The following is a 16,800-nucleotide window of genomic DNA, read 5'->3' as shown; positions in this document are numbered from 1 at the left end:
GTTGGCAACCTAATACTCTCCAATCAGATTGCCATCATGGCGATTTGCAAGATTTCTAAAAATTTGGAAATCCGTATTTTCACTGATGAAGCGAGCTGAACCATCACCCAGGCAAAAATGGGCCCCCCCTGTATGAGCGCTGGAAAAGCCTCCTACTTGAAGTAGAAGTTTTTGGTCCTCAGGAGAGAGCGGTTTTTCCGTTCCTTCAGAGTTTGGAGCTTCTGGTTGGGAATTGAGGTTGTCAAACATGTCATCAGTTTGCTCTTCAAAATGATATTCTCCATAGTTCCCATATCGATTGGCTTGAGCGAATGCATTTTGATTCGGATTGACGAAGTTGATTTTAGTTCCCGTATTTCGAAGTGTGGAGGAAGTTCCAGATGTCCATCCTAAAAAACCACCATCAAGGGCCTCTCCCACAAAAATTGTGTAAGAACGACCATCTTTCAGGTCTTTTTCTCGGATGCTGCTGTTCAGAAACAAAACACCGTTATTGTCGACATCAATAGGTGTCTCTAAATCATTATGGCAACCGACGTAGTTAAAACCACCTCGAGCACTGGAAGGGCATTGAAAACATCGCAAGATATAGTTCGCGGTCAGTCGATTTGCAGAATTGTAGACACCAAATTTGAAGTTATAGCTGCGAAATACGGCTTTTTCGTCCAATAATGGGAGGATCTGAATAGCCCATCCAACATGGTAGCCTTTCGGTTGATTGAGGATAGGGCCTTTCGGATTGACCGTGCCAGGGGGTAACACCAAGTGTGCCATCTGATAGTTTTGTAATGCGACACCGATTTGAGCCAGATTATTTTTACAACTGGTACATCGAGCAGCTTCACGCGCCTGTTGGACTGCGGGAAGTAAAAGCGCAATCAGAATCATGATAATCATTAGGACGGCGAGTAGCTCAATCAGTACAAATCCGGTACGTGGCAGATGCTTGCGGTGTTTTGATAACATGAAAAACTCAATTTTTGAAGGTCTGGACATTACAGTCATTTAATAATCAGAAACGAGTTGCCCATCGTGTCGATTTGCTAAAGCTTGATAGAGGGGGATACTGATATTTTCACTGAGAAATCGAACTGATCCATCACCAATTCCAAAATGCGATCCCCCTGTGTGATAACTGGAAAACCCACCGACTTGGAGAAGTTGAGCATTGCCTTCTGGTGATTCGCCCTCGTTGTTCGCGCGCTCGGAATCTTCGTTAGGGAAGCGTTTTTCAAAGGCAGCGCGGCCTGAAAATAATTTTGCATTATTAAGATTAATAGCAGTGCCAGCATTTCTTAAAGTCGAACGCGTTCCAGACACCCAGCCAAGCTCATTTCCTTCCGTGAGCTCACCAACAAAGAGTGTTTTGGAACTTCCATCTGGTATGTCATCATAATTCACACTGCTGTTCAAAAATAAAACGCCATTATTATTTGAGTCGATAGGAGCCTCAATGTCATGGTGCATTCCTGCATAGCTATGCCCTTGGTTTGGGTTGGAAGGGCATCTTAATGTTGGGATTCGATAGTCGGCGACCTGTTTATTTATCGGGTCATACACGCTTTTATTAAAATCAAACTTATTAAACGCGGTCTGCTCTCCAAGGTATGGGAGAATTTGTAAAAACCAGCTGACGTGGTACCCTTTGGCTTCATTTTGAATGGGGCCTGTGGGATTGACGGTGCCACTGGGCAATACATTATGAGCCATTTCATAATTTTGAAGTGCCACATTGATTTGCATCAAATTATTTTTACAGGATGACCTGCGTGCTGCCTCGCGTGCCTGTTGAACTGCAGGCAAAAGCAGGGCGATTAAAATCGCAATGATGGCAATTACAACGAGCAACTCAATCAAGGTAAAACCTCTGGTTAAATTCTGTTGCTTTGAGGGTGATGGTAGATCAATTTGTTCCATGATAATTCCTTCGCTGCGGTTTTGTTCTTTTCAGAAGGATGCTTAGTTTTTGGATGTCGTATTGCTTAATTTAGAAGGCCATTCTCGAATAATTTGGACCCGCTCCAGTCTATTTGATGGATATCTGGCGAGGGTTCGAATGGTAATTGACTGATTATTCTGAGGACTCCGGTTTATTTCAATCACAATGCTTCCGGGGAATTTCCCACCAATCTCTTCTGGTAAGACGCTCCATGTTTCTCCGGTATAATTCGGTGCTTCGCGCAATTTCCTGACGGCGCGTTGTGCTGCAGCATCGGCCAGCCAATTCGCCTGTATCAGATATTCCTCTTTTTTTAGCTGTTTGAGCTCTATCGACGTCTGTTTTAATAGTCCACCAATCACCGCCAGTGACAGCACCAGACAGAGCATGGGAATCAGGACAATCGTTCCTCGCCGCTGAATCCAACGGGACTGGCGTTGCTCACATATATTTGATCTGAGAGTGACTGTTTTTTGTTTCATCTTCTCTGTCAATTCGAATTATTTGTATCAATACGATTTTGAAGTGAGTACTTCTGAGAAAGGAGAGACTCCACTTTGAAAATCTTGTTTGTTTTTTTGACGGTCTGATTCTCATGAATTTCTTCAGGAATAAATTGAAGCAGCATGGAAACAAGCTCTCGTTGGTTTTCTTGCTCAATCTGGAATTGGAGTAATTCGACGGGGATGCGGAATTCATCGCTTGCGATGGTTTTCTCGGATTGTTTTTTCAACCTGAGAATCGAATTCTTTACCCTGTCTTTGGAATAGATGATTGATGTGTCTGGCTCAATCTCAAACTTGAGTTGACTTGAGTTGTTATCCTTCCCATCGATAATCACTGCTTTGCGCGCAGTTCCTGCATCCGCTCGAAATTGGCGAGATAATTTCTGGAAACTGAGAGTCTCCTGGATCCGGGCAGTTCCTTTCATTTCTACACGCATGAGAAATCCCAGAGTTGTAATTGATACAGTAAAGATCACTGACATCAGCGAGATCACCACCATCATTTCAATAAGTGAAACACCTCTGGGGATGGCCTTGATCCTTTTGATAAACTTTTTCTGTGTTTGTGAGCTGTCTGGTCTGAGTTTATTCATCGGAACTCCCCTCGCGATGGAACCACAGGGAAAGGAGTAGTGGATCGACAGATTCACCATAGGGATTTTCCCATGAAAGTCGAATTCGCACCTGACGCACTGCCGGATCATTTTCTGATTGAATCAGCTTCACACTTAATTGAGGCTCTTTCAAATCTAATTGAGTGGGTATCTCAGTCTCGTATACTCCCAATTTCTCTGAAGTGAGATCATCCCATGAATTTTCAGCAACAATTCTTTCTCCAAGGTTGGCTAACGCCGTAGTCGCGATCAATTTCGCATTGATAGATTTTCTTTGCAGGTTGACAACTCTGAGGGTTGGTATGGAAATCGCCACAGTGGCACTGACCAGAATCATTGAAATCAAGGCTTCAAAAATCGTAAAACCACTTCGCTCGTTCCAGCAAGTGATTTGGGGGACTTTCTTGTGACGATAGATTTTCATAATAAACAGAGTTCAAACAAGGTCATTAATCAATTTGACAAGAGGCATATACAGTGCAATTACAAAATAGCCGACCAGAATAGCCAGGACAGAAATAATGATCGGCTTTAAGAACTCCGTAAAGAATCTTAGTTTTCTGGCTCGACGAAGTTCTATTGATTCTGCCAGTGTTCTCAACACATATGGAAGGTTATCCATTCGTTCGGCAGTGGAGCACAAAGCAGCTTCAGTTTCACTGATTAACTTGGCATTCTGCAGGGATTCCCAAATATTCTCGCCCTGTTTGATTCGTTCATTCACGGATTGAGTGCGCATTCTGACGTCCGCCCAGAGGTGAAAAGTTGAGATCGAATCCAGGGCAATTTGAGGAGGCTTGTGAACGGAAACTGACTGCGCAATCTGCCTCAGACAGTGAGGAGTATTTAAACGCGGGAACCATTCCGTGAAGAATGGGATACGCAAATTGTACCACCCATAGTAATTGCCGACTTGTATCAGGACCAATGCCATAATGGGGAGAGAAAATAGCGGCAAAAACAAGTAAAAGTAGGCTATGATAAAATCACTGACTTGCATGAGTCCAAGTGTGATCGAGGGAAGTTCTGTTCCGAAATCCAAGAAAATCTTTTTAAATTTCGGAATGATCCAGTACATGATAAATCCAACAATCAGAAACTGAATAGACACAACCATAGTTAAATAAAGGAAAATAATGGAGAGATTTGATTGATCGGTTAAGTGTCTTAGCTTCTTCGTAGACTGAGCAGCAGCATCCCGTAGGGCAATTCCCAGGCTATTACTCTCTTCGCCAATACGCACTGCGACAATTGCAGATTGGGGGACCAGTCCAGGCGTTGTAGACAGAGCATCGGAAAGTGATTCGCCAGAGTAAAGTCGACTGCTCAAAAGTTGGATTCGTTCACGGTATTTCTGTTTTTGAGTGAGCGAATATGTGTCGAGTTCTTCTGCTATCGGGATGTTTTTTTCTACACAAAGTGCGAGTAGCCAAAGCAGCTCAGACTCATTAGCCCGTTTCGAAGTGGATAAGATATTTAACACAGAGCCGATGATTACAAAGATTAAGAATACCAGTGCAAATGACAAAAAGACCGAGGCTGCTAACAGTAACGCTGGTACAAATAACAGCAAAGGTAGTCCCAGTACGATCCAGCCTAACACGCGTGTTTTATGTAACTGATGTCGTAACGATTCAGGGAGGTCATATTCATCTCCCTTATTAAGTGCGGAAGCAGAGCGATAGCACAGATATTCCAGATAAATAGTAAGCGAGAATAAGAGTGTGATGGGAATGCTTAAAAGAAATGCTCCTGAACCAAAGTATTGACTCGTGCTTATAGCCAAAAAAGTACTGACAATAAAAATGACACTGCAGCCAAGCATGAAAATCGCAAAGGATGTCCAAAACGTTTTGAGGATTGGGTTGACACCCTGGTGTCCAAAATCATTAATTCTGCGCGCAAGAAGAATCGAAGAGATTCCTGCAACAGGAAAATAGACAAAGAATGCCAAGCTAACAATAAGACCAAGTGCATCCACGGGTGAAGCAACTTTCTGACAATAAAAACAAGTTAGGAGAGATCATTGAGTACTTTTATTAAAGGAAGATAGATTGCCACGATCGGCAAACCAATGCTAAATATGATTCCGATTAACACGAGCGGTTGCAGGATAAATACAAGTGTTCCTGTTTTCATGTTTGCTTTGGCTTGAAAGATATTGCTACTGGCGCGGAGCGAATCAATAAAAATATCGGGGCGATCTTGCCACCGAAAAATGTGTATGAAACTTTTGGAGAAATGGGGGATTTCAATCGAAGCTTCCGCGAGATCAAATCCTTTCATCGTTCGTTGTTTCAATAACTCACAACCGGCAATTAAGTTCGGATCTTTAGTTGCTTTGGCGGCTAAGTCAATCGCTTCAGGTAGTTTGATTTTGGCTTCAATGATCGTAGCCAGCATCCGGCAAAATAACGCGATTGATATCGAACTTAAAATACTGCCCAAAATCGGTATTTGATTAATCAGTCGTCTACGTATTGCCTGCATTTTGAACAAGTCAAAACTAAACCAGATTCCTGCGAAACTAAACATCAGAATTGCTAACATCGGTAAACCATAGGCAACAAGAAAATCTGAGATACGCATTACTAAAATTGTGATCCCGGGAAGTTCTGTTCCGAAGTCAAGAAAAATGGAACGAAAACTTCTGACGACAGATATCATTAGAAAATCAAATAGTAAAAAAGCACCTAAAATTAACACGCTTGAATAAAAAAGAGATGTCATGAGTTTATGTCGCGACTGCATGAGAACTCTTTGGCTCTCGATATAATCTTCAATAATGGATTCCAGTTGGGCAGTTTGGGCACCTGCTCGGATCAGAGATTCCAGGTTATGAGGAATATGCTTCAAGTGCCGGGAGAAGCTTTCTTCTGTTGTTGTACCTTGTTCCAGGTCGATGGCAATTTTCTGAAATGTATGAGCGAGTTTTCTAGAAGAGGTTTCTTCAGCCAAAGTACGCAAGCTTGCTGAAAGAGGCATACCATGGACATTGAGCTGGGAGTTTTTCGGTAAGTGATCAAGGAATTCGGAGTCAGGATTCCAGGCTGCCTTGCCGTACTCGGCAAGTTGATCACTTGAAAAGTCTTTGATTTCCAAAGCTTCAGTAGTATCAGAGTTCGCACTTTCTTCCCCAGAACACAAATCCAAACGAACAATTTTCAGACCTTGTTCCATCAGTTGAATACGCGCTGATTCATCATTCTTTGCTTGCAGGAACCCGTCCTTTTCCTGACCATCACTGTCTATGCAAATATAGGAATACCGATTCATTAGATCGTGGGGCTCCCTAACATCTTTAATATTTCAACGAAGGGGATAAACACAATGAGTGTATAACAAGCGGTGATACCACCGGCTATTACAATTAGTAGTGCTACGGGAATGATTCGTTTAATCCAATCAATGCGATTTAACACACGCGCTCGATAGACCCTCGCTATTTCGGACATAATCTGGGGTAGATGGCTCTGATGGGTCTTTTCCATCATCATCAATTTCATAAAGTCTGGAAATTGTTTGCAGGATTGGATTCCTTCTTTGAGTGAAGTCCCACTTTCCAGGAGTCTGGAAAGCGAATGCGATTCCATAATGATTTTTGTGTTTCCTGTTGATTCAGCTGCCAGTGTGAGAGTTTCATGCAGGGGGACATCATAGGTCAGCAGAATGCCCGACATTTCGGCGAAAGTCGAATAATTCATTTCCCGAACTAAAGTCTGATAGCCTGGTATCCAGCCATAAGCGACTGTCGAAAATAGTCTGCCAATGAAGGATTCATTTTGTTCTCGAGCAACAAGAAACGAGAATCGACTGGTTTTCCAGCTGATGAATAACAGGCATAAAATCAGGGGGATCAGCAGATACCAACTCTGGTAGAATTCGAACAAGGCTGAGATAGAACTCATGAGCGGAGTACTCTCCAGACGGAACATTTTGTGAACGACAATTAGTTGCGGAAATATCATAAAGCAGACAAACAACGAAAGTAGAAACGCCATGATGAGTACAAAAGCGGGATATAATAATGCATTGCCAAGTTCCTGGCGTAGCTCCATGCGAGAGCGAGAAAAGGATGTGTAGGCCTGCAAGGCTTCTGGAAGTCGGCCCATTCGCAGCCCCGACTTGATTAATGAAATGTATGAGATGGGGAGTGTTTTAGACTCTTGGTCGATTGCATCTTCTAAAGTAGCCCCTTGTTGGACCCTTAAAGCGAGTTGTTCAACGAAGTGGTGCGAATTTTTTCTCAAGTGTTTTGCCGCATTCCGCAAACCTTCATCCAAAGGGATACCTGCACGAATCATCGCAGAAAGCTCATCATTGAGATCGGCCAGGCTTTCTGGAGAGATTTTCTTGAGCTGGGGGGAGTCAGGATTACTCATTCGTTTTTGAATCTCGGCATCTATTCAGATCGTTTTGGGGAGTGGCCTTGTGTTCATTGTAATGTGGAATGCAATGAAGTGTTATGGATTTACTGGGTTTGGAACATGATTTTCGAATAAGCTTTAGGTTCATTTTCCAGTAACGCTATCTCACATTAGAACTCTGGTTGAGGGCTTTTTGTCTATAAAGATGCAAAAAGTGCTTTTTTTGTGATTTTGTTGAATAGAAATCTCTGACGGAAAAGGACAATCATTGACCAGTCCCCAGGATTACAGTTTACAGATTCTAAACGGCATATTAAAAAAGGAAACCGTTTTTGTGAGCTCATTAGAAAGCATTCCTTGAACAGCCCTCGAGAAACAAGTGATGGCTGTCCTGAATTTCCCAAAATTAGTCGTGTCGTAGTGTCACGAATTCAAATCAGGAAAGTTCCTCTCGTATGATCCGGTCGAAAATAAAAGCAGCCTTAAGCACAGCTCAACCTGGAGAAACAATCAAGGTCTCGGGTTGGGTTCGCACACGTCGAGATTCCAAGAGTGGTTTTTCCTTTGTTGAACTAAACGATGGCAGTTGTATGACCAACTTGCAGATTGTCATTGATCAGAGCGTACCGGATTATGAAACCACGATTAAGGATGTTACTACGGGCGCCAGTATTTCCGTGACAGGAAAAGTGAATGAATCACCTGGCAAAAATCAACGAATTGAATTACACGCAGAATCTTTTATTTTATACGGTACCGCAGACCCCGATACATATCCACTACAGAAAAAGCGACATAGCTTTGAATTTTTGAGAGAGATTGCGCACTTACGCCCTCGAACGAATACCTTTGGCGCGATTACACGAGTTCGTAATGAGGCGGCAGCCGCGATTCATCGTTTTTTTCAGTCGCGCGGATTTGTTTATATTCAAACTCCCATTATCACCACTAGTGATTGTGAAGGTGCAGGGGAGATGTTTCAGGTTACCACACTCAATCTGGAACGACTTGCACAAGTTCAAACAGAGATGGATTTTTCTCAGGACTTTTTTGGCAAACCTGCTTCGTTGACAGTGAGTGGTCAGTTGGAAGCTGAAATATTCGCAACCTCAATAGGGGAATGTTATACCTTTGGCCCCACTTTTAGAGCTGAGAACTCAAATACATCTCGTCATCTGGCTGAGTTTTGGATGGTTGAGCCTGAAATGCCCTTTTACGACCTCCAAGATAATATGGCGCTGGCAGAAAGCTTTGTCAGGACAGTCATTGGAGATGTGCTTGAAAACTGTTCGGAAGACATGGACTTCTTTAATCAACGGATTGACAAAACAACGCTTGAAACACTGAGGAATATCACAGGCAATGAATTCATCCGTATTACTTACACGGAAGCGATTGATATTGTGAAGTCCAGCGGGAAGAAATTTGACTATCCCATTGAGTGGGGAAGTGACATGCAGTCAGAGCATGAACGATTTCTAACAGAGGAACATTTCAAACAGCCGGTCATTGTTTACAATTATCCGCGAACGATCAAACCGTTTTATATGCGCTGTAATGATGATGGAAAGACCGTTTGTGCGATGGATGTGCTTGTGCCGGGTGTTGGTGAGATTATTGGCGGAAGCCAGCGTGAGGAACGTTACGATGTACTGATTGATCGGATGAAAGAGGGGGGATTAAATCCGGATGATTATTGGTGGTACACCGACTTGCGAAAATATGGCACGGTCCCTCATTCCGGATTTGGTCTAGGATTTGAGCGCCTGATTCAATTGATCACTTCAATGACCAATATTCGAGACTGTATTCCATTTCCCCGAACTCCGAAAAATGCGGAGTTTTAATCTTCCATCACAGGTGGTTCGAGTACATTGATTTATTGCGGCAGCAAGTGTTGTTTAAACCATTTCACAACAGCATCACTGGCGCGGGTATGGTCGTCCCCCTTAAATCCATGAGCTGCATTCTCAATGATCAGTAGCTCTGCAGGCACCTTTTGTGTCTGAAACTGTTTCATGATGTTTTTGCTGTGACTGATGGGAACAAGCTTGTCCTGATCTCCATGAATGAGCAATGTCGGCGGATCATCCTGCGAAACATGCAGTAAAGGAGAGAAGTCATCTGCCAGATCTGCATCAAACTGGAGCGCTGGAAAGCGGTGATAATAAGGTGACTTTTCATCAACAAACTCTCGTAAATCAGTCGGAGGGTAGTAGGCGGCGACGGCAGCCACACGATCACTGCTTTGCAAGACTTTGTCCTTTGCTTTTGGGTTTCCTTCATCTGAAGTTGTTCCCAGGACCAAAGATAAATGGCCACCGGCACTTCCTCCCCAGACGCCGAGCTGATCGGGACGGACTCCATATTCATTTGAGTGAAGTCGAATAAATCGCACGCTACGGCGAACATCATCCACGACTTCCGGAATGATAAATTTAGGACTGCTACCATGCCTGACGGAAAAAACAGTAAAGCCTTCATCAAGTAAGGGCTTAAACCAGCCGAGCATGTTTTTAGGATCCGTCCATTTTGAATACCAACCGCCGCTTACCATAAATAGTACAGCAGCCCCATTCGCCTGTTTTTGAGGCTGGTAAACATCAAACGTCAGGGCCATTCCATATTTATGACCATAAACGACATCTGGTATGATTTTTACGTCATTTTCAGCAAAGGTAGGGTGAATGGGGATCAAGAGAGCGGTAAGTATGATGGCAGTGAAAGCGACTTTCATGTTCTTGCTCCAATAAAGAACGTATTCGATTAGCATTTGTGTACTTTACAATTTTCAGTTCAGGTAAAAACAAGCAAACATAGATTATCTTGACGAGCACACGCCAAAGGCAAGGATGATGAGTGGTTTTCAGTCTGAATTGCTAAACAAAATGATTAGAGACTCAGTGGAGTGATGGAGAGGAGAGATACGACATGCCGATGACGTCAAGTTCTATCTACAGAAGTATCGATAGAAATAGATGGTGAAGCGTTTGGCAGCCTCTAGTAAAGGCTCAATGCTTGACTTAGAGCGGGAACAGAGAACTCGTGCTCAGCAAAAACAGAAAAAGACTGAATTAATGCAGGCGATTGATCAGGCACGTGTTGGAAAAATCCGTCCTTATGTCAAATTTCAGTGGCCCGCAGTTCAGTTGGATGAATGGCAGTGGGATATTCTCGAGTCCCTGTTTGATCCCACAATTCGGCGTGTATTTGTCAAGGGAAATACCGGGTGTGGGAAAGGTGCGGCGGCCGGTATTGCCTGTTGTATTTACTTTCATATCTGGAGCGATGCCAAAATAATCATAACCCGTGATTCCATGAAAATGGCACAAAAAATTGCCTTTGGGGAAGTCGATAAATGGTGGCGGGAGATGGCAATCAAACCTCCGGGGGCACTGCAAATTTCTGGTGTATATGATAACAAACAACATTCAATTACGCTGGCTAATCCACAGCATATCGAAGGTTTTCGAGGCGCTCATTCACCGCACGTGTTATTCTGGTTTGATGAAGCTACAGCACCAAATCTGGAAGATAAGTACAAGCTGGCAAATACCCAGGCCAAGAAGTTTCTGGCGCTTTCAAATCCTTCTACTCTATCTGGGGCCTTTCGAGATGCATTTCCAATAGTCGAGCCCGATAAAACCCAAACAATTCTTGACCAATATGGAAAAACTCGTTGTATCACTGTTAGTGGTTGGGAATGCACGAATGTCAAAGAAAAGTGCCTTGAGCAGCCGGTGGCACCTGTGGGAGGTGTTGAAATCGCGGGAACTTTTTATCCCCATGGTACTCCTATCGAGAAAATGCACTTCGATCAATGCCATCCCAAAATTCCGGGACAAACTTGTTACGATGAGTTTATGGCTTTACTACATGATTCAGATCCCCTGATTCGAAATGTTTATGCTCTTGGCAAGTTTCCTGATCAAGATCCTGATAAGCAGGTTATTTTACCAGAATGGTTGGTTGAACCAATCAGATTCTGGCGACGGTGGAATCAACTCTGGCTGCGTGCCAGTCAGGGGAATCATCCGTTGGCCAGAAAGCTCTTAAATGGCATCTTACCTGTGGAGGGATTTGGCCTGGACGTCGCAGCATCCCGGTATGGAGACACTTCTGTATTAGCAGTGGGAGGGCGATATGGAATTCGTGCCATCCATGAATGTCAATTCTCAGATACGCAACAGACGATGTGGTGGGTTTTGGAGACTGCCCTTGATTATGGAATCGATTTAAAACAGGGGGCTGTTCCAATCGCCATTGATTGGGGAGGTGGGTACGGCAATGCAGTGGGAGATCCATTGAAAAAGTTAAATGTGCACGTCATTGAAGTTCACGGCAATGCGACCAGTGACCTCGATTCCCAAAAATATGCTAATAAACGAGCAGAACTTTATGGGGAAGCGGGAAGACGACTTGACCCGGCTGGTGACTTCCGCATGATCCCGTTTGGGATACCTGATAACGATCGATTAAAGGCTGAGTTAATCGCACCGGCAAAAATTTATTCGGGTCATGATGGGGAAAAGTACTACATCACCCCCAAAGGCCGCCGAGGGGCTGACGAAAATTTTATGGGAAAAACCTTGCGTGAGATGCTAGGACGATCACCAGATCGGGCAGATGCAGTCGTCTATTGTCTGTGTGCATTACGAGATCAGGGTCGACGTCGTCTGATTGTCGCTTAATAAAAAACAACAAGTAGAAAATTCAATTCAGAGTTTTCAGTTGAACAGGAATGAGTGATTATGTGGAATCCGTTTAAGCAATTTGTGACACGTTTTAAAACCCATCGGTTTGCAGTTGCGCTGCGAGCAGCGTTAGGAGCGGGTCAGCTCGGTTCCTGGAGTAGTGATCACCGGCAGGAATCGGAACAATTCACTGGTTGGACTTTTGTTGCGGTCAGGGCAATTTGTCTGCAAGCCATGCAGGCGTCTGTGTTTGTCTACGACGATTCGTTCAATGGATCAAAACAAAAAAGAATGCAGCAGAGAATTCAGGAAGAATCTGGATACGGTCTACCGAAAAGTTTATATGCAGGTGAATATGGCGCTTCAGCACCTCTCCCCAATGATCATAGCTTATGCAAAATATTAAAACAGCCAAATCCTACTCAATCGGGGGCCTCGTTCCGTTATGAACGAGTTTTACAGTTGCAGCTGACTGGTACCAGTATTGTCTGGAACGTACCAAATAAATTTGGCAAAACTGTCCAGCGTTATGTGATTCCGACTGCGATTGCAACACCAGTTCCTCCGTCTAGTGAATTACCGGAAGGTGGATATAAAATACAAGCTGCGTCAATGAGATTCTATCATGAAACACCCTGTAGTACCTTTACAGAATCAGGAGCTTTTCATCAGGTTGCTGGTAAAATTATTCCACTAGCTCAATTACAAATTACTCGTTGGCCACACCCTCTCTATAAAGCTGATGGGCAGTCGCCCGTCAGCGCTGGCGCAAGATGGATTGATTCCGCAAATCAGATCGATGCCGCTCGCTGGGCACAGATGAATAATGGCGCTGATCCGTCGATTGTGGTGACTTGTGGGAAAGGCATGAACCCAACTAAAGAAGAGCTCGAAGCAGCGGCTGCCATGTTTGAACAGAAGTATGGAGGAACGGAAAATACAGGTAAGGCGATTTTTACAACGGGAGAGCAGGTAGTCTCGCTGACTGCAACTCCGAGAGAGATGGCTTACAATGAATCGTTCGTACAATTCAGAGATGCCATTCTGGCGTTGCATGGCGTGCCTGGAATCGCAGCCGGGATTTCCGATGGGGGAAGTTACGCCGCTTTTTATGCAAGTTTGAAGCAATTTATTTCACTCACAGTGCAACCAATTTTGGATTTGTTAGCGGAAGATGATACCGAACGCTTAGCGCCTCAGTTTGGTAAGAGTTTAACCGTGGAGATCGAAGCCACGCACATTGACGATCCAGATATACTTGAAAAACGCCTGGCAACAGATATACGGGCGCAGATTATTAAAGTCGATGAGTTGAGGGCCATTCGCGGCTTGCCTCCTCTGGGAGACAGACAAGGTGGCGGTCAATTAGTCAGTCAGGAAAAGCTACAGGAACCTTCATCCAACGTACCGGAAAATAACGACTCCAGCCCTCCTGCTTTGTCTGAGGGTAAAACGATTCTGGATTCGACAAAATCGAACTCACGGAATTAACTGGCGGAGGATTCCAACCAATAAAGAATTCATCTGTTTTTTTCAAAGCTGGCGATCAGATAACTGACCAGCGAGCCACTTGCAAGATTCACAGTGACTGCAGCAATGGGAATCCATTGAAAGCTAATCGGGTCTAAGTCAGTTGGTTTGAAATCAGGGACAAAAATAGGTCCAGAGAACGCAATCAGAACAGCAGTTGTAGTTCCCAGTACTGTGCCAACCAGGACGCCGGCAGGTCTGGCAAAGGGAATAAACAGTGCGAAAAAAAACAGGCAGAAAATTGGCGTGGTCAACAAGTTTGCCGTTTTATTCGTTACGGCTGTAATATTTCCAGGAATTGATCCCATGACTGAGCTTGCCATCACTACGATTGCACCAATACCAAATGCCAGTAATCTCGCCGAAAGAATATGTCCTCTTTCCGTTTGAGGCTTGCGATCAAAGCGGTCAAAGAAATCTGTCATCACGACCGCTGTGATGGAGTTCACACCAGAGTCAATACTCGACATGGCGGCAGCAAACATGGCTGAGACAACACAGCCTGAAATTCCTACAGGCAGATGGTAAGCGATATAATGTGGAAAGAATTTGTCTGCATCTTTTTTCAAGTCAATTCCCGCTGGAATTTCATTGGGAAATTCTTTGAAGTACCCCAGCAGCGCGAAGCCAACCATGGCGAGTGTTAGTGAAACGACAACGGAGACCGTTAATTGAATGGCCAGTGATTTCCGGGCTGTCTTGGCATCTTTCGTTGACATAAAACGTTGTACGGAAACTTGATCGCCACATGATGTGGCGACATACCAGATTAATATTGATAGAAATGTGCCAACGTAAGTGACTCGCGTCGATGGATCAAAACTGAAAAAAGGCTGCGTATCCCAATTCTCATTCCACTCAGTCGGGAACCAGCTAAAGCCACCCAGATGGTAAGTAATGGTGGCGATAACCAGTAATGCACCGCCAAACAAGAGAATGGTCTGGATTAAATCAGTTATCACAACGGCGCGTAATCCACCCAGTGATGTGTAGATAATGGCAACCAGACCAGTTCCCAGTACGATATAGGGAATCCATGCTTCATCTACATTGAGCATTGTCGTAATTGCTTTGGCTGTGAGAAAAACGAGCAGGGACATCCAGATTAGTCGCAGGCTAATAAACATAATCGCGCCCAGCAGACGGATGCCTAACCCCAGTTTATCCTCCAGCAACTCATAGGCACTGGTCACACGTTGCTTCATGTAAACCGGCAACATGACAAATCCGACAATGATAAAGATAAACGGCATTGCCAAATCTTTGACTAGATAAACCGGTCCTTTACCAAGGATTTCTCCGGGCGTTGAGAGATAGGTAATAGTGCTGAGAAGAGTAGCAAATAAAGAGACCCCGATCAAAATGGGGTTCATCTGGCCGCTACCGACAAAGTATTCTGATGTATCCTCTTGACCCCTGCTGAAGTACCAGCCCAAAAAAATGGTTGAAATCGCATAAAATGCAATGATGATCCAGTCGATGGGGTGCAATCCTGTATTTACAGGTAATGGCTCTGGAATGGATTCTGCCGCTGAGAGGGGACTTTGCAGGAAGAACATGCTCAATAGAGTCAGATAAAATCGTATCGATTTCAAAATACTGTTTCCTGTTTAATTTACACAGGAAGTGACAAAGGTTTGCCTTCCCTGTTGATTTACGAGCATCATTAACAACCAGTATGCTGATATCAGGATACGATTTCAATTCTGATACATCAAAGTACGTGGTAAATCAGATGTATCTCTACTATGCTTAATTCAGCTCAGTTGGTCTGATTTCAGGTGTACGATCGAAACGGGTTCTACTCAGGATACGAGAAAAAAAAACGCAATGTCTACAAACAAAAAAATCCAGTTCAGTAAAAAAAGGACATGGAGTCACGACTTACCGATTAGTTTTTTGATGCAGCAAGGCGTAGAAAATCCGGGCGTTCTCTCCTTAGCTGCCGGGCTGGTTGATCAGAACAGCTTGCCGGCTGGGATTACAAAGCAAGCTTTTGATGAGCTCTTTACAGATCCGAGGACTGCGAAAGAGGCGTTGCAGTATGGGACGACCGCAGGATCGTTAGCATTACGGTCACTCTTGCTGAAACATTTATCCCGTCTCGAACAAAAATCAGTCGAAGAAATAGGAATCACTGTTGATAACATGATCGTGACCACTGGTTCTCAGCAATACCTCTCATTACTGGGAGAGGTATTGCTTGATCCAGGTGATATCTGTCTGGTCGCAGCTCCGACCTATTTTGTTTTTCTTGGAGTCTTGCAGGGCTTGGGTGCGCGCATCGTTTCTGTGGAAACAGATGAATTTGGAATGCGTATGGATTCACTTGAAGCGACGCTTGCAATGCTGGATTCACAAGGACAGTTAAGTCGAGTCAAAATGATTTATCTTGTCAGTGACTATGAAAATCCATCTGGTGTTTCTCTCGCACTGGATCGCCGTAAACAGGTTGTTGAAATAGCGCGATCCTGGTCCAGGGAACAACGGGTCTTTGTTTTGGAGGATTTGGCGTATCGTGAATTATGCTACGATGGTCCAGTAGTTCCCAGTATCAGAAGTTTTGATACAACGGGAGAGACAGTGATTCTGACTCAAACTTTCTCTAAGAGTTTTTCGCCGGGTTTAAGAGTTGGCTTTGGCGTTGCTCCGGATGAAGTTTGTGCAGCGATTCGAGATAAGAAGGGTAACGATGATTTTGGCTCTACAAATTTCAGTCAGCACATTTTAGCCACGGCCTTGCGCGAAAATCTCTACTATGACCATGTGGAATATTTAAGAACCGTTTATCGCGAGAAACGGGATTGCATGCTTCAAGCAGCCGATCTTCATTTTTCAAATATTCCCGATGTACATTGGGTTCACCCGAGGGGGGGATTATATGTCTGGATGACATTGCCTGACGGAATTGAAACGGGATTCAACAGCCCCTTATTCCAGAAAGCGATTCACGAAGATAAGGTCATGTATGTCCCAGGCGAGTTATGCTATGCCGTTGATACGGGACGGGGCGAGAAGGAACAGCCTTCGATTCAAAAAAATCACATGCGTCTGACGTTTGGTGTACAAAATCTGGCAGGGATTCAGGAGGGAATGCAGAGGCTGGCAAATGCGGTCAAGTCCTTTGTGTGATGTATCTTAAGCTTTCTT

14 protein-coding genes are annotated in these 16,800 nt (G+C 44.1%); 4 read left to right on the top strand and 10 right to left on the bottom strand.

Going from position 1 to position 16,800, the window contains the following annotated elements; translation table 11 throughout:
• Window positions 1–9 precede the first annotated feature (9 nt).
• The 8 genes from Pan241w_RS28235 to Pan241w_RS28205 form a co-directional block, all read right to left on the bottom strand.
• On the bottom strand, window positions 10–966 hold the full coding sequence (locus Pan241w_RS28235; protein ID WP_145222731.1) for a DUF1559 domain-containing protein: 957 nt from the start codon (window positions 964–966) through the stop codon (window positions 10–12).
• Between the two features lie 39 nt (window positions 967–1,005).
• A complete protein-coding gene (locus Pan241w_RS28230; protein ID WP_145222729.1) occupies window positions 1,006–1,917 on the bottom strand; it encodes a DUF1559 domain-containing protein in 912 nt (303 codons plus the stop codon).
• A 42-nt stretch (window positions 1,918–1,959) separates the two neighbouring features.
• Complete coding sequence (locus tag Pan241w_RS28225) at window positions 1,960–2,421, bottom strand: hypothetical protein (RefSeq protein ID WP_145222727.1); 462 nt, start codon at window positions 2,419–2,421, stop codon at window positions 1,960–1,962.
• An 8-nt stretch (window positions 2,422–2,429) separates the two neighbouring features.
• The gene (locus tag Pan241w_RS28220; protein WP_198000208.1) at window positions 2,430–3,038 is read right to left on the bottom strand and encodes a PulJ/GspJ family protein; all 609 of its coding nucleotides are present in this window, start codon (window positions 3,036–3,038) and stop codon (window positions 2,430–2,432) included.
• Entirely contained in the window at window positions 3,031–3,396 is a 366-nt protein-coding gene (locus Pan241w_RS29550) for a hypothetical protein (protein WP_198000207.1), read from the bottom strand. Before Pan241w_RS29550 ends, Pan241w_RS28220 begins: the two co-directional genes overlap by 8 nt.
• 99 nt (window positions 3,397–3,495) lie before the next feature.
• Window positions 3,496–5,040 carry a type II secretion system F family protein gene (locus Pan241w_RS28215; protein WP_145222724.1) on the bottom strand — a complete coding sequence of 515 codons (1,545 nt, stop codon included), beginning with the start codon at window positions 5,038–5,040 and terminating at the stop codon, window positions 3,496–3,498.
• A 32-nt stretch (window positions 5,041–5,072) separates the two neighbouring features.
• The gene (locus tag Pan241w_RS28210) at window positions 5,073–6,335 is read right to left on the bottom strand and encodes a type II secretion system F family protein (RefSeq protein WP_145222722.1); all 1,263 of its coding nucleotides are present in this window, start codon (window positions 6,333–6,335) and stop codon (window positions 5,073–5,075) included.
• A complete protein-coding gene (locus Pan241w_RS28205) occupies window positions 6,335–7,441 on the bottom strand; it encodes a type II secretion system F family protein (RefSeq protein WP_145222721.1) in 1,107 nt (368 codons plus the stop codon). Before Pan241w_RS28205 ends, Pan241w_RS28210 begins: the two co-directional genes overlap by 1 nt.
• Window positions 7,442–7,881: 440 nt before the next feature.
• Here Pan241w_RS28205 and asnS point away from each other — a divergent pair, with 440 nt between their 5' ends.
• Window positions 7,882–9,273: an asparagine--tRNA ligase gene (gene asnS / locus Pan241w_RS28200; RefSeq protein ID WP_145222719.1), complete on the top strand. Its 1,392-nt coding sequence runs from the start codon at window positions 7,882–7,884 to the stop codon at window positions 9,271–9,273.
• Window positions 9,274–9,305: 32 nt separating this feature from the next.
• On the opposite strand, the gene Pan241w_RS28195 is transcribed toward asnS, so the two are convergent.
• A complete protein-coding gene (locus Pan241w_RS28195) occupies window positions 9,306–10,163 on the bottom strand; it encodes an alpha/beta hydrolase (RefSeq protein ID WP_145222717.1) in 858 nt (285 codons plus the stop codon).
• Between the two features lie 277 nt (window positions 10,164–10,440).
• Between Pan241w_RS28195 and Pan241w_RS28190 the strand changes: the two genes are divergently transcribed.
• Window positions 10,441–12,117: a hypothetical protein gene (locus tag Pan241w_RS28190; RefSeq protein WP_145222716.1), complete on the top strand. Its 1,677-nt coding sequence runs from the start codon at window positions 10,441–10,443 to the stop codon at window positions 12,115–12,117.
• A 249-nt stretch (window positions 12,118–12,366) separates the two neighbouring features.
• The gene (locus Pan241w_RS28185; protein ID WP_198000206.1) at window positions 12,367–13,611 is read left to right on the top strand and encodes a phage portal protein; all 1,245 of its coding nucleotides are present in this window, start codon (window positions 12,367–12,369) and stop codon (window positions 13,609–13,611) included.
• 29 nt (window positions 13,612–13,640) lie between these two features.
• Here Pan241w_RS28185 and Pan241w_RS28180 read toward each other — a convergent pair whose 3' ends face one another.
• On the bottom strand, window positions 13,641–15,245 hold the full coding sequence (locus tag Pan241w_RS28180) for a sodium:solute symporter family transporter (RefSeq protein WP_232107300.1): 1,605 nt from the start codon (window positions 15,243–15,245) through the stop codon (window positions 13,641–13,643).
• 235 nt (window positions 15,246–15,480) lie between these two features.
• Here Pan241w_RS28180 and Pan241w_RS28175 point away from each other — a divergent pair, with 235 nt between their 5' ends.
• Window positions 15,481–16,782: an aminotransferase-like domain-containing protein gene (locus Pan241w_RS28175; RefSeq protein WP_145222712.1), complete on the top strand. Its 1,302-nt coding sequence runs from the start codon at window positions 15,481–15,483 to the stop codon at window positions 16,780–16,782.
• Window positions 16,783–16,800 lie beyond the last annotated feature (18 nt).

This window comes from Gimesia alba, from assembly GCF_007744675.1.
Lineage (GTDB): Bacteria > Planctomycetota > Planctomycetia > Planctomycetales > Planctomycetaceae > Gimesia > Gimesia alba.
Note: the sequence above shows the minus strand (reverse complement) of the source record. Positions and strands in the feature narration are given on the sequence as shown.